Raw genomic sequence first — 20,865 nt, 5'->3', positions numbered from 1 at the left:
TTTGGTCTCATCCCCTAAATAACCCGCCTTTTTCCCCGTTGTTCCGCCAATGACATCGCCAATTTTTTGGCATGCTGACCGCCATTCTTTACCCTCCCGACACAGGAACGGCGTTTCGTGGCTGAAGACAGCGATCTGGAAAAAAGCGAGGCCCCCACGCCCCACAGGCTGGAGAAGGCGCGTGAAGACGGCCAGATCCCGCGCTCCCGCGAGCTGACCTCGGTGCTGATGTTGCTCTCGGGCCTGGCGATCATCCTGATGTCCGGCAGCAACATGGCGCAACAGCTGGCGGCGATGCTCACGCAAGGGCTGAACTTTGACCACGGCATGGTCAGTAACGACAAGCAGATGCTTCGCCAACTGGGCATGTTGCTGCGTCAGGCGGTGCTGGCGCTGCTGCCGATCATGGCGGGGCTGGTGCTGGTAGCGCTCGCCGCGCCAATGCTGTTGGGGGGCATCTTGTTCAGCGGCAAGTCGATCAAGTTCGATATGAAGCGGCTAAACCCTCTGTCCGGGTTGAAACGCATCTTTTCCAGCCAGGTGTTGGCCGAGCTGCTGAAAGGGATCCTGAAAGCGACGTTGGTCGGCTGGGTCACCGGCCTCTATCTATGGCACAACTGGGCGGCGATGCTGCATCTGATGACCCAGCAGCCGCTCGATGCGCTGGGCAATGCGCTGCAGATGATCCTGTTCTGCGGTTTTCTGGTGGTGCTGGGGCTGACGCCGATGGTGGCGTTCGACGTGTTCTATCAGCTGTGGAGCCACTTCAAAAAGCTGAAGATGACCAAGCAGGATATTCGCGACGAATTCAAAGACCAGGAAGGGGACCCGCACGTCAAGGGGCGCATTCGCCAGCAGCAGCGGGCGATCGCCCGGCGCCGCATGATGGCCGACGTGCCTAAGGCGGACGTGATCGTCACCAACCCGACGCACTACGCCGTCGCGTTGCAGTACAACGACAAGAAAATGAGTGCGCCGAAGGTGCTGGCCAAGGGGGCCGGCGAAATCGCCTTGCGCATTCGTGAGCTCGGTGCGGAGCACCGCATTCCGATGCTGGAGGCGCCGCCGCTGGCGCGCGCGCTGTATCGGCACAGCGAGATTGGACAACACATTCCGGCCACCCTGTATGCCGCGGTCGCCGAAGTGCTGGCCTGGGTATACCAACTGCGCCGCTGGCGGCGCGAGGGCGGCCTGATCCCGAAAAAACCTGAACGTTTACCGGTGCCGGAAGCACTGGATTTTGCGAGAGAGAGTGACTCTGATGGCTAATTTGGCCTCCCTGCTTCGTTTGCCGGGCAATTTTAAAGATACGCAGTGGCAGGTGCTGGCCGGCCCGGTGCTGATCCTGCTGATTTTGTCGATGATGGTGTTGCCGCTGCCGGCGTTTATCCTCGACCTGCTGTTTACCTTCAACATCGCGCTGTCGATCATGGTGCTGCTGGTGGCGATGTTTACCCAGCGTACGCTCGAGTTCGCCGCTTTCCCGACCATTCTGCTGTTCTCCACATTGCTGCGTTTGTCGCTCAACGTCGCGTCGACGCGCATCATCTTGCTGGAGGGCCACACTGGTTCCGCCGCCGCCGGGCGCGTGGTGGAAGCCTTTGGCCACTTCCTGGTGGGGGGCAACTTCGCCATCGGCATCGTGGTGTTCATCATCCTGGTGCTGATCAACTTTATGGTAATTACCAAAGGTGCAGGGCGTATCGCCGAAGTGGGCGCGCGCTTCGTGCTGGACGGCATGCCGGGTAAACAGATGGCGATCGACGCCGATTTGAACGCCGGATTGATTGGCGAAGACGAAGCGAAGAAACGCCGCGCCGAAGTGACCCAGGAGGCCGATTTTTACGGCTCGATGGACGGCGCCAGTAAATTCGTGCGCGGCGACGCCATCGCCGGCCTGATGATCATGGTGCTGAACGTGGTCGGCGGCCTGTTGGTCGGCGTGGTGCAACACGGCATGGAACTGGGGGCGGCGGCGGAAAGCTATACGCTGCTGACCATCGGTGACGGCCTGGTGGCGCAGATCCCGGCATTGGTGATCTCCACCGCCGCCGGTGTCATCGTCACCCGCGTCGCGACCGATCAGGATGTCGGCGAGCAGATGGTGGGCCAGCTGTTCAACAATCCGCGCGTGATGCTGCTGAGCGCCGGGGTGCTGGGCCTGTTGGGACTGGTGCCGGGCATGCCGAACCTGGTGTTCCTGCTGTTTACCGCGGCTCTGCTGGGCCTCGCCTGGTGGCTGCGCGGCCGTGAACAACAGGCGCCGAAAACGGTGGAAGATCCGGTGATGCCGGAGAATCCGCAGGCCGCCGAGGCCAGCTGGGCCGACGTGCAGTTGGAAGATCCGCTGGGGATGGAAGTGGGCTACCGGTTGATTCCGATGGTCGATTTTCAACAGAACGGCGAGCTGCTTGGGCGTATCCGCGGGATCCGCAAGAAATTCGCCCAGGACATGGGTTATCTGCCGCCGGTGGTGCACATTCGCGACAACCTGGAACTGCCGCCAGCCAGCTATCGCATCCTGATGAAAGGCGTCGAGATCGGCAGCGGTGAAGCGCAGCCGGGCCGCTGGCTGGCGATCAACCCCGGCAATGCCGTGGGCGAGCTGGCGGGAGACAAAACCGTCGATCCCGCCTTCGGGCTGGAAGCGGTGTGGATAGACAGCGCCTTGCGCGAACAGGCGCAAATCCAGGGCTTTACCGTGGTGGAAGCCAGCACCGTGGTGGCGACGCACCTCAATCACCTGATAGGGCAGTTCGCCAGCGAGCTGTTCGGCCGCCAGGAGACCCAACAGCTGTTGGATCGCGTGTCGCAGGAGATGCCGAAGCTGACCGAAGACTTCGTGCCGGGCGTGGTGTCACTGACGACGCTGCACAAGGTGCTGCAAAATCTGCTCGCCGAGCGCGTGTCCATCCGCGATATGCGCACCATCGTCGAAACGCTGGCGGAACATGCCCCGGCGCAGAGCGATCCTTACGAATTGACCACCGTGGTGCGGGTGGCGCTGGGCCGGGCGATCACGCAGCAGTGGTTCCCGGGCAACGGCGAGATTCAGGTTATCGGCTTGGATACCCAGCTGGAGCGCCTGTTGCTGCAGGCGTTGCAGGGCGGCGGCGGTCTGGAGCCGGGGCTGGCTGACCGTCTGCTGGAGCAGGCGCGTCAGGCGCTGCAACGGCAAGAGATGCTCAGCGCGCCGCCGGTGCTGTTGGTTAACCATGCGCTGCGTCCTTTACTGGCGCGCTTCCTGCGTCGCAGCCTGCCGCAGCTCGTGGTGCTGTCCAACCTGGAGATCAACGACGATCGCCAGATTCGCATGACCTCGACCATTGGAGCCGCCTGATGAAACGCTGTCTGTCCTTGTTGTGTTTGCTGGCGCCGCTAGCCGCCGGCGCGGTGTCCGGCTCTTGGGTGGCTGAAGGGGCGGGGGTCACGCTGGAACAGGGCGGGATGCGCGATGAATCCGCCGGTTTGCGGCCGCCGAACGCGCTGCCGGACGCCAATGCGCGTATCACCAGCGTCAGTTGGCGCTACCGTTTGCTGGGGCCGGAGCCCGTGGGGCTGCAGGCCCAACTCTGCACGGTAAACCGCTGCATTCCGCTCGGCGGCGGCAGCGGCAGCAGCATCGGTCTGCAGGGCGAGCCGGCCAATGCGGAATTGCGCTTTGTCTATTACGTGCAGTCGCAAGGCGGGCTGAATCCGCCGCTGCGGGTGATTGGCAATCAGGTGATCGTCAATTATCAGTAAGATCAGGCCAGAATTTGCAGGCCGTTGCGTTCCACCAGCGTCAGCAGTTTCATCGCGGCGGAGTTCGGTTGCGCTTCGCCGCGCTCCCATTTCTGCACCGCCTTTTTGCTGACGTTGAGATACAGCGCAAACACCGGCTGACTGACGTTTTCCCGTTCGCGCAACGCGCGGATCTCGGCCGGCCCGAACTGCTTTACCGGCCGCAGGCACAGCATGTCGAAAGTGCGCATGGTCACGTCGTCGACGAAACCGGCGCGGTGCAGGCCCTGAACTTCCTGGTGGATCTCGGCAAGAATTTTACTCATCGCTTAGCCTCCGTAACTCCCTGTTGTTGACCAGCTGGTAGAGTCTGAATGGCGAATAATCCAGATACAGCGCAGCCAGATGTTTCAATCCCTGTAACTCATCCGCACTGATGTTTTCTCTCTCGCTTTTGGCAAAGCCGCGCATAAAAAACAGGCGGTCTTCATCGCGAAAAACGATCAGTATCCGATAGCCGCCACGTTTGCCCGCACCAGCCCGAGCGATGCGCTTTTTGTCTACGCAACCGCCAAGATTGGCGTCGTACAGCTGATGTTGCATCTCTCGCGCCGCTTTCACTATCGTGGCGTCGCTAATGCGCTCGCGTGCGGCAAAACCCTGAAAGGTTTTGGTGAGATAAATGTCGACCATTCGCTCTCCCTGCGAATCTATACCCGTTAAGGGTATATTTCAAGTGGTTTAAAAATAACCACAGGGTGACAAGCGGCCAAAGGGAAAGAAACAGCGAAATTCACGCCATGCGCAGCCTGGCGCAAAGCCTTAAGTGAATTCAAAGAGTAATAGGGTGAAAATGTGACGGGATGCGCAGAAGTCGGTTAACGCATGCCCGGTGATAGGCTCACCGGGCAAATGAGTCAGGTCAGACGCCGATTTTTCTGCCGAGCAGGCTGCCGGCGTGCGACTGGCCGTCCGGGCCATACAGCGATTTGTTGTTTTTGCTGAGGATGGCCAGCGCCTGAGCGTTATGGTCGATCTGCTGATTGAGCAGCAGGCCGTTGTGCTGGTTCTTTTCGCGCAGCGTTTGGCTCAGCAATTGAACGCGCTGCCAACGGTCGGCCAGGGGAGCGTGGCTGGCATAGGGCGCGCGTTGCCCGCAGGTTTTTTCCTGCCCCAGGCGCTGTTGCTCGAGGTAGGCGACCGTCGCCAGCAGTTGGCTTTTGGCATCGGTTACGCGCTGCAAGGCCACGCCCGGCAGCTGGCCGGAGCATAACAGATCGTGCTCTTCTTCCAGCACGCCATTGAGCGCCTGCAGCGTTTCCAACAGTTTGTCCAGCAGTTGTGCCAGCTTTTCCATAGTGATGACTTATCCTTTACCGCTACCCGCCGCCGCGTTGTCAGTCGCGTCCGGCGATCCATTGAACATCGCTCTGCGCGTCTTGCAGCAGTGCGTCGGCGATTTTGCCGGCGTCCATCTTCAGTTCACCGTTGCGGATCGCCTGCTTGATGGCCTCGACCCGGCCCATATCGATATCCTGGGTGCCCGGCTGCATCAGGCGCGCCTGCGCTTCGCTCAGTTTGACCTGCGTACCGCTGACGGCGGTTTCGGCCACGGCGGCCTTACGCGGCTGGAGCGGGTTGTCGGCCGGGGTTTCACGCGGTTGCACAGTGGAAACCGGCTGTAACCGCTGGGTGCGATCGATACTCATGGTCCATCTCCGTTTACGCCGTGACCGCTCTCGGGCGACGACGCTGCAATGAAAGTGTTGCGGCCCTGATGGCCAATAAAATGCTGCTTGATTTGTCTTATCGGCAAGGTTTGCGGAACCTTTACTTTTTTATAACGTAATGCGAATCGCGCCGTCGTCCCCGACCACGCCACTGACGATTTGCCCGGACGCCATGCGCACGCGCACGCTGTCTTCGGCGGCGGCGTTGTTCATCGCCTTGCCCGCGCCGCTAATGCTGAATCCTTCGCCCTGTGCATTGACCTGCACCGGTTGCCCGGCCTTGATAATCCAGGCCCGGCGCAGCATGGCGAGGGTCAGCGGCTGGCCGGGGCTGATGTTGCGCAGGCTGACGGCGCCTAACGCTTTGCCCGCTTCGGTCAGCGCGCGCGGCGGCAGGGTATCGAGCCGACCTTCTTTCAACGTCAGGTCCGCCGCCGTCAACCGGCTGCCGGCGGTGATGCCGCGCGCCGAAACGAGATAGCGGCCGAACACCTGCACCTGCGTCTGGATAAAACGCCGCTCCTGGCCACAGCGCGCCGAAATGCTGACGTTGCCGCCGATCCGCGCGTTGGGCGGCAGCGACAGCTGCGGCAGTTCGCAAGCGGGCCATTGGTTCGGCGGCGTGCGCACCCGCACTTTTACCTGTACCGGTTCGCCGCTGAACTTGCCTTGGATGAAGCTTTCGATTTGCGTCGCCAGATCGTCGGCGCGCGCGTTCAGACTGCACAGCAGGCCGATAAGCAGCAGCATTTTACCTTTCATCGTCATCTTCTCAAGCTTCATCGGGATACGCGTAAGTGTACCCGCAGCGCGCGCAGGCTAAGCAGATAAATAGCGCCCCATTTTGCGTTTATTCCCGCGATAGGGTAGCGCGGGGGGCGTTTATGCTGTCGACTCCAAATTCTAACCTCGCGGAGGGAGCATGCTCGACAAACTGGACGCGGCTCTGCGCTTTGGCCAAGAGGCGCTGAACTTGCGCGCCCAGCGGCAGGAAATTCTGGCCGCCAACATCGCCAACGCAGACACACCGGGTTATCAGGCGCGGGATATCGATTTCGCCAGCCAATTGAACAAAGTGATGGAGCAGGGGCGCGTCAGCGGCAACGGCATGGCGCTCAACCTGACGGCGGCGCGCCATATCCCGGCGCAGACCCTGCAGCCGCCGCAGCTCGATCTGCTGTTCCGGGTGCCGGATCAGCCGTCGATGGACGGCAACACGGTGGACATGGATCGCGAACGCACCAACTTTGCCGATAACAGCCTGAAATATCAGACCGACCTGACGCTGCTCAACGGTCAGATCAAAGGGATGATGTCCGTACTGCAACAAGGATAAGGCGCATGTCTTTACTGAATATTTTTGATATCTCCGGCTCGGCGTTATCGGCGCAATCCCAGCGCATGAACGTCAGCGCCAGCAACATGGCCAACGCCGACAGCGTGACCGGCCCGGACGGCGAACCTTACCGCGCCAAGCAGGTGGTGTTCCAGGTCGCAGCGGCGCCGGGACAGCCGACCGGCGGCGTGCGCGTTGCCCAGGTGGTGGACGATCCGGCGCCCGAGCGTTTGGTGTATCAGCCGGGCAACCCGCTGGCGGACGCCAAGGGGTATGTGCGCATGCCGAACGTTGACGTAGTGGGGGAAATGGTCAACACCATCTCCGCTTCCCGCAGCTATCAGGCCAACGTCGAGGTGCTCAACACCACCAAGTCGATGATGATGAAAACCCTGACGCTGGGTCAGTAACCGGAGGTTTCCATGGCTATCGCCCCAACCACGAACGAGTCGTTGGACAATACCGTCATCGGTAACAACAGCAAAAATACCAACAGCCAGGATCTGCACAACAGCTTCCTGACGCTGCTGGTGGCGCAGTTGAAAAACCAGGACCCGACCAATCCGATGCAGAACAACGAACTGACCTCGCAGCTGGCGCAGATCAACACCGTTCAGGGCATCGAAAAACTCAACACCACGCTGGGGTCGATCTCCGGTCAGATCAACAGCAATCAGTCGCTGCAGGCCACCGCGCTGATCGGCCACGGCGTGATGGTGCCGGGCAGCAACATTCTGGTCGGCAGCAAGGACGGCAAAGTCAGCACCACGCCGTTCGGCGTGGAACTGGAGCGCGCCGCCGATCAGGTAACCGCCACCATCACCAACGCCAGCGGGCAGGTGGTGCGCACCATCGAAATCGGCGGTCTGACCGCCGGCGTGCATGCCTTCACCTGGGACGGTTCGCTGGATGACGGCTCCACCGCGCCCGACGGCGCCTACAAAGTGGCGATTAACGCCAAAGGCAACGGCGAGCAGTTGGTGGCGCGCAGCCTGCACTTCGGCCTGGTGAACGGCGTGATCCGCGACGGCAACGGCGCCAAGCTGGATCTCGGTCTGGCGGGCAACGCCACCCTGGAAGACGTGCGACAGATCTTATAACCCTAAGCATCAGGCTCAATCGGACGATAGCCTGACCACTATTCGGAGAATAACATGGCCTTTTCTCAGGCAGTCAGCGGCTTGAACGCGGCAGCAACCAACCTGGACGTGATCGGTAACAACATCGCCAACTCCGCGACGGCGGGCTTCAAATCCGGCAGCGTCTCCTTTGCCGACATGTTCGCCGGTTCGCAGGTCGGTCTGGGCGTCAAAGTGTCCGGCATCACCCAGAACTTCAAGGGCGGCACCACCACCGGCACCAGCCGTTCATTGGATGTGGCCATCAACGGCAACGGCTTTTTCCGCATGCAGGATAAAGACGGCGGCATCTTCTATACCCGCAACGGCCAGTTCAAGCTGGACGAGAACCGCAATCTGACCAACATGCAGGGTCTGCAGCTGACCGGCTATCCGGCGGCCGGCTCCCCGCCGACCATTCAGCAGGGCGCCAACCCGGTGCCGTTGAGCATTCCTGAAGGCATGATGAACGCGAAAGCGTCCACTTCCGGCCAGATGGTCGCCAACCTGATGTCGACCCATAAGGTGCCGGAAAACAAGACCTTCGATCCGACCAAACAGGACAGCTACAACTATACCAATACCATCACCGCCTACGACTCGCTGGGTAACGCGCACAACATCAACGCTTACTTCGTGAAGACCGAAGACAATAAATGGCAGGTCTACACCCAGGACGGCAGCGCAGCGCCAGTGAACGCCGGCACCATGGAGTTCAGCACCAGCGGTACCCTGGTGAAAACCACCAGCACCAACGGCGCGCCGGGCGAGTTCAGCATGGTGATCCCGATGACCGCCAAAGACGGCGCGCCGGCGCAAAACTTCACCCTGAGCTTCGCCGGCAGCATGCAGCAGAACGTGAGCAGCGACTCGGTGAGCAAGGTATCGCAGGACGGTTATGCCGCCGGTGAATACACGGGCTATCAGATCAACAACGACGGCACCATCGTGGGCGTCTACTCCAACCAGCAAACCCAGCTGTTGGGCCAGATCGTCATGGCTAACTTCTCCAACCCGGAAGGACTGGCGTCGCAGGGCGATAACGTTTGGCAGGAAACCGGCGCGTCCGGCCAGCCGCGCGTCGGTCTTGCGGGCGGCGGCGGCTTAGGCAAGCTGACCAGCGGCGCGCTGGAGTCTTCCAACGTCGATCTGAGCCAGGAGCTGGTGAACATGATCGTCGCACAGCGTAACTATCAGTCCAACGCCCAGACCATCAAGACGCAGGACTCCATTCTGCAGACGTTGGTTAGCCTGCGCTAATAGGGTCGAGTTATGGATCACGCGATTTATACCGCGATGGGCGCGGCTCGCCAAACGCTGGAGCAGCAGTCCATTACCGCCAACAACCTGGCCAACGCGTCGACGCCGGGCTTTCGCGCCCAGCTCGCCGCGCTGCGCGCTGTGCCGGTTGACGGGCCGAGCCTGGCGACGCGCACCTTGGTGGCCGCGTCGACGCCGGGCGCCGACATGAGCCAGGGGGCGCTGAACTATACGGCGCGCCCGCTGGATGTGGCGCTGCAGCAGGACGGTTTCCTGGCGGTGAGCCTGCCGGGCGGCGGTGAAGCCTATACCCGCAACGGCAACATCCAGATCTCCTCCAACGGGCAGTTGACGGTGCAGGGGCTGCCGGTGATGGGCGACGGGGGGCCGATCGAGGTGCCGCCGTCGGCGGAGATCACCATCGCCGCCGACGGCACCATTTCGGCGCTGAACGCCGGCGATCCGCCGAACACCATCGCGCAGATCGGCCGCCTGAAGCTGGTGAAAGCCGACGCGCGTGAAGTGATGCGCGGTGACGACGGGCTGTTCCGCCTGACGCCGGAAACCCAACAGCTGCGCGGCAATCAGTTGCAAAACGATCCGCAGGTGCGGGTGATGCCCGGGGTGCTGGAAGGCAGCAACGTCAAGCCGATGGAGACCATGGTCGACATGATCGCCAACGCCCGCCGTTTTGAAATGCAAATGAAGGTCATCCACAGCGTGGATGAAAACGAACAGCGTGCCAACTCACTGCTCTCAGTGAGCTAAGCAGCAAGGAAATAACCGATGATTCCATCCTTATGGATTGCCAAAACCGGTCTGGACGCGCAGCAGACCAACATGGACGTGATCGCCAACAACCTGGCGAACGTCAGCACCAACGGCTTCAAACGCCAGCGTGCGGTATTTGAAGATCTGCTGTACCAGACCATGCGTCAGCCGGGGGCGCAGTCCTCCGAGCAGACCACGCTGCCTTCCGGTCTGCAGATCGGCACCGGCGTGCGTCCGGTGGCGACCGAGCGGCTGCACAGCCAGGGCAACCTGTCGCAGACCAACAACAGCAAAGACGTCGCCATCAAGGGGCAGGGGTTCTTCCAGGTGATGTTGCCGGACGGCACCCAGGCCTACACGCGCGACGGCTCGTTCCAGATCGATCAGAACGGCCAGTTGGTCACTTCCAGCGGTTTCCAGGTGCAGCCGGCGATCACCATTCCGGCTAACGCGCTGTCCATCACCGTCGGCCGCGACGGCATCGTCAGCGTCACCCAGCAGGGGCAAACCGCCGCCCAGCAGGTGGGTCAACTGACGCTGACGACCTTTGTCAACGACAGCGGTCTGGAGAGCGTGGGCGAGAATCTGTATCAGGAAACCGAAAGCTCGGGCGCGCCGAACGAAAGCACGCCGGGGCTGAACGGCGCCGGTCTGCTGTATCAGGGCTACGTGGAGACCTCCAACGTTAACGTGGCGGAAGAGCTGGTCAACATGATCCAGACTCAGCGCGCTTACGAGATCAACAGCAAAGCGGTATCGACTTCCGATCAGATGCTGCAAAAGCTGACGCAACTGTAATCTGTCATTGACGGGCCCGGCTTGCCGCGCCCGTCATTCTCTTTCGTGAAACAAAGGCGATACCCGTGGTAACCACATATTCGATGGCAATCCTGCCGCGGCAGGGACAACGCTGGCTGGCGGGAATGGTGATGCTGACGCTGAGCGGCTGCGCTTATATTCCGCATAAACCGCTGGTGGACGGTGCGACCACGGCGCAGCCCGCGCCGGCCAGCGCGCCGATGCCGAACGGCTCGATCTTCCAGACGGTGCAGCCGATGAACTACGGCTATCAGCCGCTGTTCGAAGACCGCCGTCCGCGCAACGTCGGCGACACCCTGACCATCGTGCTGCAGGAAAACGTCAGCGCCAGCAAGAGCTCCTCCGCCAATGCCAGCCGCAACGGCGCCAGCAAGTTCGGCGTCGCCACCTCGCCGCGCTACCTTGACGGCCTGTTGGGCAATGCGCGCGCCGATATGGACATTTCCGGCGACAGCACCTTCGGCGGCAAGGGCGGCGCCAACGCCAACAACACCTTCAACGGCACCATTACGGTGACGGTCAACCAGGTGCTGGCCAACGGCAACCTGCACGTGGTGGGGGAAAAGCAGATCGCCATCAACCAGGGCACCGAATTCATTCGTTTCTCCGGCGTCGTCAACCCGCGCACCATCAGCGGCAACAACTCGGTCACCTCGACGCAGGTGGCGGACGCGCGGATCGAATACGTCGGCAATGGCTATATCAACGAAGCGCAGACCATGGGCTGGCTGCAGCGCTTCTTCTTAAATGTTTCACCGTTCTAAGGATTGACTGATGCTGAAAAAATGGTTTATCGCGCTGTGCGTCGGGCTGGTGTGCTTGCCGGCGGCGGCGGAGCGCATCCGCGATCTGGTGACGGTGCAGGGCGTGCGAGACAACGCCCTGATCGGCTACGGCCTGGTGGTGGGGCTGGACGGCTCCGGCGACCAGACCATGCAGACGCCGTTCACCACCCAAAGCCTGAGCAACATGCTGTCGCAGCTGGGCATCACCGTGCCGCCGGGCACCAACATGCAGCTGAAAAACGTGGCGGCGGTGATGGTGACCGCCAAACTGCCGCCGTTCTCGCGCGCCGGGCAGAATATCGACGTGGTGGTCTCATCAATGGGCAACGCCAAGAGCCTGCGTGGCGGCACCTTGCTGATGACGCCGCTGAAAGGCGTGGATAACCAGGTCTATGCGCTGGCGCAGGGCAACGTGCTGGTCGGCGGCGCGGGCGCGGCGGCCGGCGGCAGCAGCGTGCAGGTCAACCAGCTGGCGGGCGGGCGCATCAGCAACGGCGCCACCATTGAGCGCGAGCTGCCGACCACCTTCGGCAGCGGCGGCGTACTCAACCTGCAGCTGAATGACGAAGACTTCACGCTGGCGCAGCAGATCAGCGACGCCATCAACCGCCAACGCGGCGGCGGCACCGCGACGCCGCTCGACGCCCGCACGATCCAGGTGCTGGTGCCGCAGGGCAACAGCTCTCAGGTGCGCTTCCTGGCGGAGATTCAAAACATCACCGTCAACGTCGGCGCGATGGACGCCAAAGTGATCATCAACTCGCGCACCGGGTCGGTGGTGATGAACCGCGATGTGATCCTCGATTCCTGCGCCGTCGCCCAGGGCAACCTGTCGGTGGTGGTCGATCGGCAAAATACCGTCAGCCAACCGACGACGCCGTTCGGCGGCGGCCAAACGGTGGTGACGCCAAACACCCAGATTTCGGTGCAACAGCAGGGCGGGTCGCTGCAGAAGGTGAACGCCAGCGCCAACCTGAACAACGTCATTCGCGCGCTGAACGCGCTGGGCGCCACGCCGATCGATCTGATGTCGATCCTGCAGGCGATGCAGAGCGCCGGCTGCCTGCGCGCCAAGCTGGAAATCATCTGATGGCGGGCGATCTGATGGCGATGTCGGGCGCGGCCTATGACGCCCAGGCGCTGAACGGCCTGAAGCGCGACGCGGCGGCCGACCCGCAGGGCAACCTCAAGCAGGTGGCCCAGCAGGTGGAAGGCATGTTCGTGCAGATGATGCTGAAAAGCATGCGTTCCGCCTTGCCGCAGGACGGGGTGTTGAGCAGCGATCAAACGCGGCTCTATACCTCGATGTACGATCAGCAAATCGCCCAGCAGATGTCGCAAAAAGGGCTGGGGCTGGCCGACATGATGGTCAAGCAGATGAGCAACGCCAACGCGGTGCCGAGCGAAACCGCGGGCATGTCGCCGATGGCGCTGGACAACGAGGTGCTGCAAACGCTGCCGAACCAGGCGCTGGAGCAGATGGTGCGCCGCGCGATGCCGAAAGCCCCGCCGGCCGCCGCGCCGCTGTCGCTCAACAACGGCAACTTCGTCGCTCGTCTGTCGATACCGGCGAAGGTCGCCAGCCAGCAGAGCGGCATTCCGCATCAGCTGATCGTCGCGCAGGCGGCGCTGGAATCCGGCTGGGGGCAGCGCGAGATCCCAACCTCAGACGGCACGCCGAGCTACAACCTGTTCGGCATCAAGGCCGGCGGCAGCTGGAGCGGGCCGGTGACGGAGATCACCACCACCGAGTTCGAACAGGGCGCGGCGAAGAAGGTGAAGGCGAAGTTCCGCGTTTACGGGTCGTACGTCGAAGCGATCGCCGATTACGTCAAACTGCTGACCAACAACCCGCGCTACGCCGACGTGGCCGCCGCGCGCAGCCCGGAGCAGGCGGCGCATGCGCTGCAGCGCGCCGGGTACGCCACCGATCCCCAGTACGCCAGCAAGTTGGTCAGCGTGATTCAGCAGATGAAGAGCGCGGGGGAACAGGCGGTGAAAGCTTACACCCACGATCTGAAAGATTTGTTCTAAATCCCCGTCATTCTTGACGCCGCTGCGGCGCCAATTATTTAGGGGGTAGGCGGCAATGGAGGCTCGCTGGATGCTGACCGCATTGCCGCTTTTTTTCCTCAAGTTCTTCTCATTTTTGCCGATAACCGAAACAGGCTGAGCGAACAGGCTCAGCAGCTCAATTAAGAACCCTGTGGGCCACCGGCGCCGCAGCATAAGGAATTCCGATGTCCAATAGCTTAATCAATACCGCGATGAGCGGGCTGAATGCGGCTCAGGTGGCGCTCAGTACCGTCAGCAACAACATCTCCAACTACAACGTGGCGGGCTACAACCGTCAGACCGCGATCCTGGCGCAGAACGGCGGCATGGCCACCATGAGCGGCTTTATCGGCAACGGCGTGACCGTCACCAGCGTTAACCGCGAGTACAACCAGTTCATCACCAACCAGCTGCGCGGCGCGCAAAGCGCGTTCGGGGCGCAAAACGCCTATTACGAGAAGATTTCGCAGATCGACAACCTGTTGGCGAGCAAGACCAACCCGCTGTCGACCAACATGCAGGATTTCTTTACCAACCTGCAGAACCTGGTGAGCAACGCCGGTGACGACGCCGCGCGCCAGACGGTGCTGGGCAAGGCCAACGGCCTGGTGAACCAGTTCAACAACACCGACAAATTCCTGCGCGACATGGACAACGGCGTCAATCAGCAGATCAGCGATACGGCGCAGCAGATCAACAGCTACGGCCAACAGATCGCCAAGCTGAACGACGAGATCACCCGTTTGCGCGGCAGCGCCGGCGGCGAACCGAATGCGTTGCTGGATCAGCGCGATCAGCTGGTCACCGAATTGAACCAGCTGGTGGGCGTACAGGTCACGCAACAGGACGGCGACGCCTATACCGTTTCCTTCGCCAACGGTTTAACCCTGGTGCAGGGCAGCAATACGTATCAGGTGGAAGCCGTGCCTTCCAGCAGCGATCCTTCCCGTCTGACCATCGGCTATAACCGCGGCAACGGCGCCAGCGAAGTGCCGGAAGGCCAGATCACCAGCGGCACGTTGAGCGGCGTGCTGAAATTCCGCAGCGAAACGCTGGACGGCGTGCGCAATCAGCTGGGCCAGTTGGCGCTGGCGATGGCGGACAGCTTTAACCAACAGCATCGCGCCGGCTTCGATCTGAACGGTGACGCGGGCGGCGACTTCTTCAGCTTCAGCGGCGGCCGGGTGGTGGATAACACCCGCAACACTGGCGACGCGTCGCTGTCGGTCTCTTACACCGATACCGGCAAGGTGAAGGCCAACGATTATCGCGTCGAGTTCGACGGCAGCAACTGGCAGGTCAGCCGCCTGCCGGACAACGTGAAAGTCAACGCGACGCCGGGCACCAGCGCCGACGGTAAACCGACGCTGAACTTCGACGGGTTGGAAGTGAGCATCGACGGCAATGCGCAGGCCAAAGACAGCTTCACCGTGAAACCGGTCAGCGACGTGGCGGGCAACCTGAAAGTGGCCATCACCGATTCGTCCAAGATCGCCGCCGCCGGTAAAGACGACAGCGGCCGCGGCGATAACGAGAACGCCAAGAAACTGCTGGATCTGCAAACCAAAAACCTGGTGGACGGCAAAGCGACCCTGAGCGGCGCTTACGCCGGCATCGTCAGCGGCGTCGGCAACCAGACCGCCGCCGCCAAGGCCATCGCCACGTCGCAGGCCAAAATCGTCACCCAGCTGGGCGCGCAACAGCAGTCGATGTCCGGCGTCAACCTTGACGAAGAGTACGGTGAACTGCTGCGTTTCCAGCAGTACTACATGGCCAACGCGCAGGTGATTCAGACCGCCAGCTCGCTGTTCGACGCGCTGCTGAACATTCGTTGATTTCATTGTTAATCGGCGCCGATAACGGCGCCGGTCGCTCAGAGTAAGGAACCCACAGCATGCGCATGAGTACCGGCATGATGTACCAACAAAACATGAACGGCATCACGGGCAACCAGTCGCTGTTCATGAAGGCCGCCGAGCAGCTTTCCTCCGGCAAGCGAGTGATCAACCCGTCCGACGATCCATTGGCGGCGTCGCGCGCGGTGATGCTGTCGCAGTCGCAGGCGGAAAACAGTCAATACACGCTGGCGCGCACCTTCGCCCGTCAGAACGTGTCGATGGAAGAAACGGTATTGGCCGGCGCGACCTCCACCATCGCGGACATGAAGGCGTTGATCGTCAACGCCGGCGGCACCGAAAGCGATAACGATCGCCAGTCGCTGGCCACCCAGCTGCAGGGGTTGAAAGATCAGCTGCTGAACCAGGCCAACAGCACCGACGGCAACGGCCGCTATATGTTCGGCGGGTATGTGAACGACAAGGCGCCGTTCGTCGACAACGGCGGCACCGTCAGTTACCAGGGCGGCGACAAGACGGTTGAGCAGAAAGTGGACGCTAACCGCACCATGACCATCGGCCATACCGGCAACGCGGTGTTCATGTCGTTGACCAGCAATCCGAAGCCCGAGCCGGACGGCAGCGCGCCGGTCAGCAACGTATTCGAGAGCATCGATATTGCGCTGAACGCGCTGAAAACCCCGCTGCAGGGCGCCGACGAGGCCACCAAGCAGCAGGTGAACGATGCGCTGGCGAAAGCCAACCGCGGTCTGGACAACTCCTACAACAACGTGCTGAGCGTGCGCGCCGAGCTGGGCAGCCAGCTGCAGGAGATGGATCAGTTGGACAGCATCGGTAAAGAGCGTGACATGACCAATCAGATCCAGATGAGCGCGCTGACGGATGCCGACCTGGCCGAGTCTATCTCGTCCTACTTCATGCAGCAGGCGGCGCTGCAGGCGTCGTACAAAACCTTCAGCGATATGCAGGGCATGTCGTTGTTCCAGATGAATCGTTAAGAGCAATACCCCGTTGCCTGACCGCGACGGGTTTCCCTTTAGTGCGCTTAGAAAACGCCTTCTCCGCCCCGCGGGGAGGGAGGCTTCTTGAAACCGGGCGCACTCGTTTGGCGCGTCGCTCGTTCTCCCACTACTGACTGAGTGACGCGCCTTTTTTTCATCAGGGAAGAAATAATACGATTGTCACCCCTGTTTAATGCGCGATGACATTATTGAAATCAGCGGTGGAAAAATCACGATGGATATTATTTCCCTGACGATAAATATCGGTGCTATTTCTTTTTCTTCACCACTTTCCATTTTTCACCGGCGGCCGTTTCGCTGATGGCAACTTTAAATTTGTTGCTTTTCCAGTGGGCCATGCCGAATAATCGGCGTGCTTTGCGGTTGCTTTTCGCTTTAATCATGATCTCGCTCCTGTAGTTAGCAAAGGTCGATGCTGCGCCCTGCAACCGGCAGGCTGCCGGACGCATTTATTCAGGGTGTAAGTTATCTGCCGCGCATTTAACTCTGCGTGGCTGCGTTATTTTATTTTTCTCTAACCAATAAGTTTATATTATCGCTGCGGGTGACTGATGGGGTGCGGGCGATATTTTCTACCGGGTCTATTTTAGGTTGGGGTTTTATTTATTCAAGCCGCCGGAGACATTTGAACCTTAATCCGGATAAAAGACGTTTCTCAGGCTTTTGTCCCAAGAAAGCGTTTTTATTGCCATTTTGTCTCAGGCGGAAGAGGGGGAAAGGAAGGAGCCGCAGGGGCTCAGAAGGTCATGCCGCCGATCACCGCCGCCAGTCGATCGAAGATTTCACCGAACAGGTGCTCACAGAACGGCGCCAACATCGGCATCATCATACCCAGCGTCATGATGCCGAAGGTCATGGTGACCGGGAAACCGATCACGAAGACCGACAGCTGTGGCGTCATGCGGTTGAGCAGGCCGAGCGCCATGTTGAGCGTCAACAGCAGGCAGATCAGCGGCAATGCCAGCATCATGCCGTTGATGAAGATCAGCGAGCCGACCTGAGTCAACACCAGGAAGCCGTTGCCGTTCAGCGGCTGCGTTTGGATCGGCAGGGTATGGAAGCTGTCCGCCAGCAGCGAAATCAGCCACAGATGGCCGTCAAAGCTGAGGAACAGCAACATCGCCAGCAGGTTGAGCAGGCGCGCCAGCACCGGCATGTTCGGGCCGCCGCTGGGATCGAAGAAAGTGGCGAACGACAGTCCCATCTGCATGCCGATCACTTCCCCCGCCAGGCGCACCGCCGCGAAGGCGAACTGCATGGTCAATCCGAGCGCCACGCCGATCAGAATCTGCTGAATCGCCAGCCACAGGCCGGCGGCGGAGAAGATGGGAATATTGCTGGCGGGCAGCGTCGGCGCAATCAGGATGACGATCAGCCCGCCAAGGCCGATTTTGACCTTTTTGCTGATTTGCTTTTCGCTGAATATCGGCGCGGTGCTTATCAGCGCCAGAATGCGCAGCAGCGGCCAAAAGTAGTGGCTGAGCCAGACGGTGAGCTGGGCGCTGTCGAAGGTGAGCACGGTCAGCCGATCAGGGTAGGCAGGTTGCTGAACAGGGTGCGCATGTAGTCCAGCAACAGATTCAACATCCAGGGGCCGGCGATGATGATGGTGGCCACCACCGCCAGAATTTTAGGGATGAACGACAGCGTCATTTCGTTGATCTGGGTGGCGGCCTGCAGCAGGCTGACGACCAGGCCGCTGATCAGCGCCGCCAGCAGCAGCGGGGCGGCCAGCGCCAGCGCGACTTTCATCGCCTCGGTGCCGAGCGCCATAACCGATTCAGGTGTCATCTCGCTTTCTCCGGTCAGGGGTTACGAATAGAAGCTCTGCGCCAGCGAGCCGAGCAGCAGCTGCCAGCCATCGACCAGCACGAACAGCATCAGCTTGAACGGCAGCGAGATGGTGGCGGGCGGCACCATCATCATCCCCAGCGCCATCAGCACGCTGGCGACCACCAGATCGATAATCAGGAACGGAATGAACACCGTAAAGCCGATCTGGAAGGCGGTTTTCAGTTCGCTGGTGACGTAGGCGGGCAGCAGGATGCGCATCGGCACCGCCTCCGGGCCGGCCAGCGGCGGCTGATTGGCCAGTCTGGCGTACAGCGCGAGATCGGTTTCGCGCGTTTGCCGCAGCATGAATTCGCGCAGCGGCTGCGCGCCTTTATCCAGCGCGACTTCCAGCCCGATTTTGTCCTGGCTGAACGGCAGATAGGCATCCTGATAAACCTTGTCGAACACCGGCGACATGATGAAGAAGGTCAGGAACAGCGCCAGCCCCAGCATCACCTGGTTCGGCGGCGCCGACGGCGTGCCCAGCGCGTTGCGCAGCAGGCCGAGCACGATGATGATGCGGGTGAAGCTGGTCATCATCAGCAGCATGGCCGGCAGGAAGGTCAGCGAGGTCAACAGCACCAGCGTCTGCACCGGCAGCGACCAGCTCTGGCCGCCGTTGGCCAGCGGCTGGCTGATCAGCCCCGGCAGTTGCGCGAAAGCCGCCGGGCTGATGAACAGCAGGGCGGCAGGGAGCCAAACCGCCGGGCGGCGGACGAGGGTATGAAGAGTCGAGGTCATGCCGATTTTTCCGGGCGTTTCAGAACTTTTTGCATCAGTTGGCGGAAGTCCGCCGGTGTCGCCGCGTCGGCCTCGCCTGCGTCTTTCGGCGGAGCGGGCAGGGTGTGCAGCGGGGTGATCTGCTGGGCGGTGACGCCCAAGACCAACAAGGTGTCGTCGACTTCCACCACCACCACGCGCTCGCGCTGCCCGACCTGGCAACTGGCGCGCAGGTTAAGCAGTTTGTTGTTGCGCGCCTGCGGGGCGAAACCCAGCCGACGGAACAGCCAACCGGCCAGCAGGATCAGCAGCAGAATGCCGCCGAGCGCGCTGCTGACCTGCATTAACACCGAACCGGCCGGCAGGGCCGGCGCGGCGGGGTGTTGGGTGCTTTGGACGGTAACGGGCGCCGCGGCGGTCATCAGCGGCTCAGTCGACGCATGCGTTCGGATGGGGTGATGATGTCGGTGATGCGCACGCCGAACTTGTCGGCCACCACCACCACTTCACCTTGCGCGATCAGGTAACCGTTGATCAGGATATCCAGCGGTTCGCCGGCCAGGCCGTCCAGCGCCACCACCGAGCCTTGCGACAGGCGCAGCAGCTCTTTAATGGTCATCTTGGTGCGCCCCAGTTCCACGGTCAGCTTGACCGGAATATCCAGGATCAGGTCGATATCCTGCAGGCTGCCGAGCGCATCCTGAGCTTCCAGCGACTTGAACACCCCTTCGGTGCTCGCGCCGGATTTCTCTGAAGACTGCTGCTCGTTAAACGCATCAGCCCACAGATCGTCTACGGATTCCTTTCCTTCGCCAGACGGTTGCTTAGGATCACTCATTGGGCTGTTCCTCACTCAGAGCATTCAAAATAGGGTTAATCAAATGTTCAACACGCAGGGCGTATTGCCCGTTTAACGTGCCGTATTGGCTGGTCAGAACCGGTACGCCGTCCACATGGGCGATCAGGCGTTCCGGCTTGTCTATCGGTAATACATCGCCCGGTTGCAGCTTCAGGACTTTCGACAGCCGCATCGGGATATCGACGAAGTTGGCGATCAGCTCCAGTTCGGAGTGCTGCACCTGCTTCACCAGCGTTTCGCGCCAGTGGCTGTCTTCCTGCCGCGAATTTTCCAGCGGCGGGTTGGTCAACAGTTCGCGCAGCGGTTCGATCATCGCGAATGGAATGCAGATGTTGAACTCGCCGGTCAGCGCGCCGATCTCCACCTGGAACGGCGTGGTGACCACGATGTCGTTCGGCGAGGTGGTGATGTTGGTGAACTTCACCTGCATTTCGGCGCGCACGTACTCCACGTCGATCTTGTAGATGGCGCTCCAGGCGTCGCCATAGGCGTCCAGCGCCAGGCGCAGCATGCGCTTGATCACCCGCTGTTCGGTCGGGGTGAACTCGCGGCCTTCGACCTTGGTCGGGAAGCGGCCGTCGCCGCCGAACAGGTTATCGACGGCGATGAACACCAGGCTCGGCGCGAACACGAACAGGGCAGTGCCGCGCAGCGGATTCAGGTGCACCAGGTTCAGGTTGGTCGGCACCGGCAGGTTGCGGGCGAACTCGTGATACGGCTGGATTTTGATCGGGCCGACGGTAATGTCCGGGCTGCGGCGCAGCAGGTTGAACAACCCCATGCGGAACTGCCGGGCAAAACGTTCGTTGATGATTTCCAGCGCGTGCAGTCGCTCGCGCACCACGCGGCGCTGGGTGTTCGGATCGTAAGGCTTGACCTCGCTCTCTTTGCCGACCACCGCTTCGGGTTCATCACCCGCGCTGTCGCCGTTGAGCAAGGCGTCGATCTCTGCCTGTGAAAGAATGCTATCGCCCATAG

The 20,865-nt window shown here is 61.3% G+C and carries 26 protein-coding genes; 14 read left to right on the top strand and 12 right to left on the bottom strand.

The genetic code is table 11. The features are described 5' to 3' along the window. Positions 1–117 precede the first annotated feature (117 nt). The 3 genes from flhB to EDY99_RS11805 are packed head-to-tail and all read left to right on the top strand — an operon-like array spanning position 118 to position 3,744. Positions 118–1,269 carry a flagellar biosynthesis protein FlhB gene (gene flhB, locus EDY99_RS11815; RefSeq protein WP_033640021.1) on the top strand — a complete coding sequence of 384 codons (1,152 nt, stop codon included), beginning with the start codon at positions 118–120 and terminating at the stop codon, positions 1,267–1,269. Then, on the top strand, positions 1,262–3,340 hold the full coding sequence (gene flhA / locus EDY99_RS11810) for a flagellar biosynthesis protein FlhA (RefSeq protein ID WP_033643531.1): 2,079 nt from the start codon (positions 1,262–1,264) through the stop codon (positions 3,338–3,340). The genes flhB and flhA overlap by 8 nt, the downstream gene beginning before the upstream one ends. After that, complete coding sequence (locus tag EDY99_RS11805) at positions 3,340–3,744, top strand: flagellar protein FlhE (protein ID WP_033643530.1); 405 nt, start codon at positions 3,340–3,342, stop codon at positions 3,742–3,744. Before flhA ends, EDY99_RS11805 begins: the two co-directional genes overlap by 1 nt. 2 nt (positions 3,745–3,746) lie before the next feature. On the opposite strand, the gene EDY99_RS11800 is transcribed toward EDY99_RS11805, so the two are convergent. The 5 genes from EDY99_RS11800 to flgA form a co-directional block, all read right to left on the bottom strand. Beyond that, positions 3,747–4,049 (bottom strand): DNA-binding transcriptional regulator, encoded by a 303-nt coding sequence (locus EDY99_RS11800; protein ID WP_015378258.1) that lies wholly within the window; start codon positions 4,047–4,049, stop codon positions 3,747–3,749. Then, entirely contained in the window at positions 4,042–4,416 is a 375-nt protein-coding gene (locus EDY99_RS11795) for a type II toxin-antitoxin system RelE/ParE family toxin (RefSeq protein ID WP_123061774.1), read from the bottom strand. The genes EDY99_RS11800 and EDY99_RS11795 overlap by 8 nt, the downstream gene beginning before the upstream one ends. A 229-nt stretch (positions 4,417–4,645) precedes the next feature. Further along, complete coding sequence (locus EDY99_RS11790; protein ID WP_033650863.1) at positions 4,646–5,080, bottom strand: flagella synthesis protein FlgN; 435 nt, start codon at positions 5,078–5,080, stop codon at positions 4,646–4,648. 40 nt (positions 5,081–5,120) lie between these two features. Then, on the bottom strand, positions 5,121–5,432 hold the full coding sequence (gene flgM / locus EDY99_RS11785; protein WP_004934832.1) for a flagellar biosynthesis anti-sigma factor FlgM: 312 nt from the start codon (positions 5,430–5,432) through the stop codon (positions 5,121–5,123). Between the two features lie 129 nt (positions 5,433–5,561). Beyond that, positions 5,562–6,215 (bottom strand): flagellar basal body P-ring formation chaperone FlgA, encoded by a 654-nt coding sequence (flgA, locus tag EDY99_RS11780; RefSeq protein WP_033650864.1) that lies wholly within the window; start codon positions 6,213–6,215, stop codon positions 5,562–5,564. A 160-nt stretch (positions 6,216–6,375) separates the two neighbouring features. Between flgA and flgB the strand changes: the two genes are divergently transcribed. The 11 genes from flgB (at position 6,376) to flgL (ending at position 16,451) form a co-directional block, all read left to right on the top strand. Continuing rightward, entirely contained in the window at positions 6,376–6,789 is a 414-nt protein-coding gene (gene flgB / locus EDY99_RS11775) for a flagellar basal body rod protein FlgB (protein WP_033643526.1), read from the top strand. 5 nt (positions 6,790–6,794) lie between these two features. Next, positions 6,795–7,199, top strand: coding sequence for a flagellar basal body rod protein FlgC (gene flgC, locus EDY99_RS11770; RefSeq protein WP_004934826.1), 405 nt, complete (start codon positions 6,795–6,797; stop codon positions 7,197–7,199). Positions 7,200–7,211: 12 nt separating this feature from the next. Continuing rightward, positions 7,212–7,889 (top strand): flagellar hook assembly protein FlgD, encoded by a 678-nt coding sequence (flgD, locus tag EDY99_RS11765; protein ID WP_033643523.1) that lies wholly within the window; start codon positions 7,212–7,214, stop codon positions 7,887–7,889. Between the two features lie 54 nt (positions 7,890–7,943). After that, entirely contained in the window at positions 7,944–9,167 is a 1,224-nt protein-coding gene (flgE, locus tag EDY99_RS11760) for a flagellar hook protein FlgE (protein ID WP_033643522.1), read from the top strand. 12 nt (positions 9,168–9,179) lie between these two features. Then, positions 9,180–9,935 (top strand): flagellar basal body rod protein FlgF, encoded by a 756-nt coding sequence (locus tag EDY99_RS11755; protein ID WP_108680981.1) that lies wholly within the window; start codon positions 9,180–9,182, stop codon positions 9,933–9,935. Positions 9,936–9,953: 18 nt separating this feature from the next. After that, on the top strand, positions 9,954–10,736 hold the full coding sequence (flgG, locus tag EDY99_RS11750) for a flagellar basal-body rod protein FlgG (RefSeq protein WP_004934819.1): 783 nt from the start codon (positions 9,954–9,956) through the stop codon (positions 10,734–10,736). Between the two features lie 83 nt (positions 10,737–10,819). Continuing rightward, positions 10,820–11,521: a flagellar basal body L-ring protein FlgH gene (gene flgH / locus EDY99_RS11745; RefSeq protein WP_004934817.1), complete on the top strand. Its 702-nt coding sequence runs from the start codon at positions 10,820–10,822 to the stop codon at positions 11,519–11,521. 10 nt (positions 11,522–11,531) lie between these two features. Continuing rightward, entirely contained in the window at positions 11,532–12,632 is a 1,101-nt protein-coding gene (locus EDY99_RS11740; RefSeq protein ID WP_004934816.1) for a flagellar basal body P-ring protein FlgI, read from the top strand. After that, on the top strand, positions 12,632–13,576 hold the full coding sequence (gene flgJ / locus EDY99_RS11735) for a flagellar assembly peptidoglycan hydrolase FlgJ (RefSeq protein ID WP_033643520.1): 945 nt from the start codon (positions 12,632–12,634) through the stop codon (positions 13,574–13,576). Before EDY99_RS11740 ends, flgJ begins: the two co-directional genes overlap by 1 nt. A 206-nt stretch (positions 13,577–13,782) precedes the next feature. After that, entirely contained in the window at positions 13,783–15,432 is a 1,650-nt protein-coding gene (gene flgK / locus EDY99_RS11730; RefSeq protein WP_033643519.1) for a flagellar hook-associated protein FlgK, read from the top strand. Positions 15,433–15,491: 59 nt separating this feature from the next. Continuing rightward, entirely contained in the window at positions 15,492–16,451 is a 960-nt protein-coding gene (gene flgL / locus EDY99_RS11725) for a flagellar hook-associated protein FlgL (protein WP_033643518.1), read from the top strand. A 272-nt stretch (positions 16,452–16,723) separates the two neighbouring features. Here flgL and sra read toward each other — a convergent pair whose 3' ends face one another. The 7 genes from sra to fliM all read right to left on the bottom strand — a co-directional run bounded on the left by sra (position 16,724) and on the right by fliM (position 20,863). After that, a complete protein-coding gene (sra, locus tag EDY99_RS24735) occupies positions 16,724–16,858 on the bottom strand; it encodes a stationary-phase-induced ribosome-associated protein (protein WP_004934807.1) in 135 nt (44 codons plus the stop codon). Positions 16,859–17,211: 353 nt separating this feature from the next. Further along, a complete protein-coding gene (fliR, locus tag EDY99_RS11720; RefSeq protein WP_033632754.1) occupies positions 17,212–17,994 on the bottom strand; it encodes a flagellar biosynthetic protein FliR in 783 nt (260 codons plus the stop codon). Between the two features lie 2 nt (positions 17,995–17,996). Further along, positions 17,997–18,266 (bottom strand): flagellar biosynthesis protein FliQ, encoded by a 270-nt coding sequence (fliQ, locus tag EDY99_RS11715; protein WP_004934803.1) that lies wholly within the window; start codon positions 18,264–18,266, stop codon positions 17,997–17,999. Between the two features lie 21 nt (positions 18,267–18,287). After that, positions 18,288–19,049, bottom strand: coding sequence for a flagellar type III secretion system pore protein FliP (gene fliP, locus EDY99_RS11710; protein WP_033632755.1), 762 nt, complete (start codon positions 19,047–19,049; stop codon positions 18,288–18,290). After that, positions 19,046–19,450, bottom strand: a complete 405-nt coding sequence (gene fliO, locus EDY99_RS11705) for a flagellar biosynthetic protein FliO (RefSeq protein WP_033632756.1) — start codon at positions 19,448–19,450, stop codon at positions 19,046–19,048. Before fliO ends, fliP begins: the two co-directional genes overlap by 4 nt. Beyond that, on the bottom strand, positions 19,450–19,866 hold the full coding sequence (fliN, locus tag EDY99_RS11700; protein WP_004934799.1) for a flagellar motor switch protein FliN: 417 nt from the start codon (positions 19,864–19,866) through the stop codon (positions 19,450–19,452). Before fliN ends, fliO begins: the two co-directional genes overlap by 1 nt. Beyond that, complete coding sequence (gene fliM / locus EDY99_RS11695) at positions 19,859–20,863, bottom strand: flagellar motor switch protein FliM (RefSeq protein WP_004934798.1); 1,005 nt, start codon at positions 20,861–20,863, stop codon at positions 19,859–19,861. The genes fliN and fliM overlap by 8 nt, the downstream gene beginning before the upstream one ends. Positions 20,864–20,865 lie beyond the last annotated feature (2 nt).

It is taken from the genome of Serratia sp. LS-1, from assembly GCF_003719595.1.
In the GTDB taxonomy this organism is placed as follows: domain Bacteria; phylum Pseudomonadota; class Gammaproteobacteria; order Enterobacterales; family Enterobacteriaceae; genus Serratia; species Serratia ureilytica.
The sequence above is the reverse complement of the archived record's forward strand: the minus strand, read 5'-3'. Positions and strand labels throughout refer to the sequence as shown.

Bases quoted from the DNA above. Each gene is read 5' to 3' on its own strand.
- flhA (WP_033643531.1), top strand. From the start codon at position 1,262: ATGGCTAATTTGGCCTCCCTGCTTCGTTTGCCGGGCAATTTTAAAGAT.
- EDY99_RS11805 (WP_033643530.1), top strand. From the start codon at position 3,340: ATGAAACGCTGTCTGTCCTTGTTGTGTTTGCTGGCGCCGCTAGCCGCC.
- EDY99_RS11800 (WP_015378258.1), bottom strand. From the start codon at position 4,049: ATGAGTAAAATTCTTGCCGAGATCCACCAGGAAGTTCAGGGCCTGCAC.
- EDY99_RS11795 (WP_123061774.1), bottom strand. From the start codon at position 4,416: ATGGTCGACATTTATCTCACCAAAACCTTTCAGGGTTTTGCCGCACGC.
- EDY99_RS11790 (WP_033650863.1), bottom strand. From the start codon at position 5,080: ATGGAAAAGCTGGCACAACTGCTGGACAAACTGTTGGAAACGCTGCAG.
- flgM (WP_004934832.1), bottom strand. From the start codon at position 5,432: ATGAGTATCGATCGCACCCAGCGGTTACAGCCGGTTTCCACTGTGCAA.
- flgA (WP_033650864.1), bottom strand. From the start codon at position 6,215: ATGAAAGGTAAAATGCTGCTGCTTATCGGCCTGCTGTGCAGTCTGAAC.
- flgB (WP_033643526.1), top strand. From the start codon at position 6,376: ATGCTCGACAAACTGGACGCGGCTCTGCGCTTTGGCCAAGAGGCGCTG.
- flgC (WP_004934826.1), top strand. From the start codon at position 6,795: ATGTCTTTACTGAATATTTTTGATATCTCCGGCTCGGCGTTATCGGCG.
- flgD (WP_033643523.1), top strand. From the start codon at position 7,212: ATGGCTATCGCCCCAACCACGAACGAGTCGTTGGACAATACCGTCATC.
- flgE (WP_033643522.1), top strand. From the start codon at position 7,944: ATGGCCTTTTCTCAGGCAGTCAGCGGCTTGAACGCGGCAGCAACCAAC.
- EDY99_RS11755 (WP_108680981.1), top strand. From the start codon at position 9,180: ATGGATCACGCGATTTATACCGCGATGGGCGCGGCTCGCCAAACGCTG.
- flgG (WP_004934819.1), top strand. From the start codon at position 9,954: ATGATTCCATCCTTATGGATTGCCAAAACCGGTCTGGACGCGCAGCAG.
- flgH (WP_004934817.1), top strand. From the start codon at position 10,820: ATGGCAATCCTGCCGCGGCAGGGACAACGCTGGCTGGCGGGAATGGTG.
- EDY99_RS11740 (WP_004934816.1), top strand. From the start codon at position 11,532: ATGCTGAAAAAATGGTTTATCGCGCTGTGCGTCGGGCTGGTGTGCTTG.
- flgJ (WP_033643520.1), top strand. From the start codon at position 12,632: ATGGCGGGCGATCTGATGGCGATGTCGGGCGCGGCCTATGACGCCCAG.
- flgK (WP_033643519.1), top strand. From the start codon at position 13,783: ATGTCCAATAGCTTAATCAATACCGCGATGAGCGGGCTGAATGCGGCT.
- flgL (WP_033643518.1), top strand. From the start codon at position 15,492: ATGCGCATGAGTACCGGCATGATGTACCAACAAAACATGAACGGCATC.
- sra (WP_004934807.1), bottom strand. From the start codon at position 16,858: ATGATTAAAGCGAAAAGCAACCGCAAAGCACGCCGATTATTCGGCATG.
- fliQ (WP_004934803.1), bottom strand. From the start codon at position 18,266: ATGACACCTGAATCGGTTATGGCGCTCGGCACCGAGGCGATGAAAGTC.
- fliP (WP_033632755.1), bottom strand. From the start codon at position 19,049: ATGACCTCGACTCTTCATACCCTCGTCCGCCGCCCGGCGGTTTGGCTC.
- fliO (WP_033632756.1), bottom strand. From the start codon at position 19,450: ATGACCGCCGCGGCGCCCGTTACCGTCCAAAGCACCCAACACCCCGCC.
- fliN (WP_004934799.1), bottom strand. From the start codon at position 19,866: ATGAGTGATCCTAAGCAACCGTCTGGCGAAGGAAAGGAATCCGTAGAC.
- fliM (WP_004934798.1), bottom strand. From the start codon at position 20,863: ATGGGCGATAGCATTCTTTCACAGGCAGAGATCGACGCCTTGCTCAAC.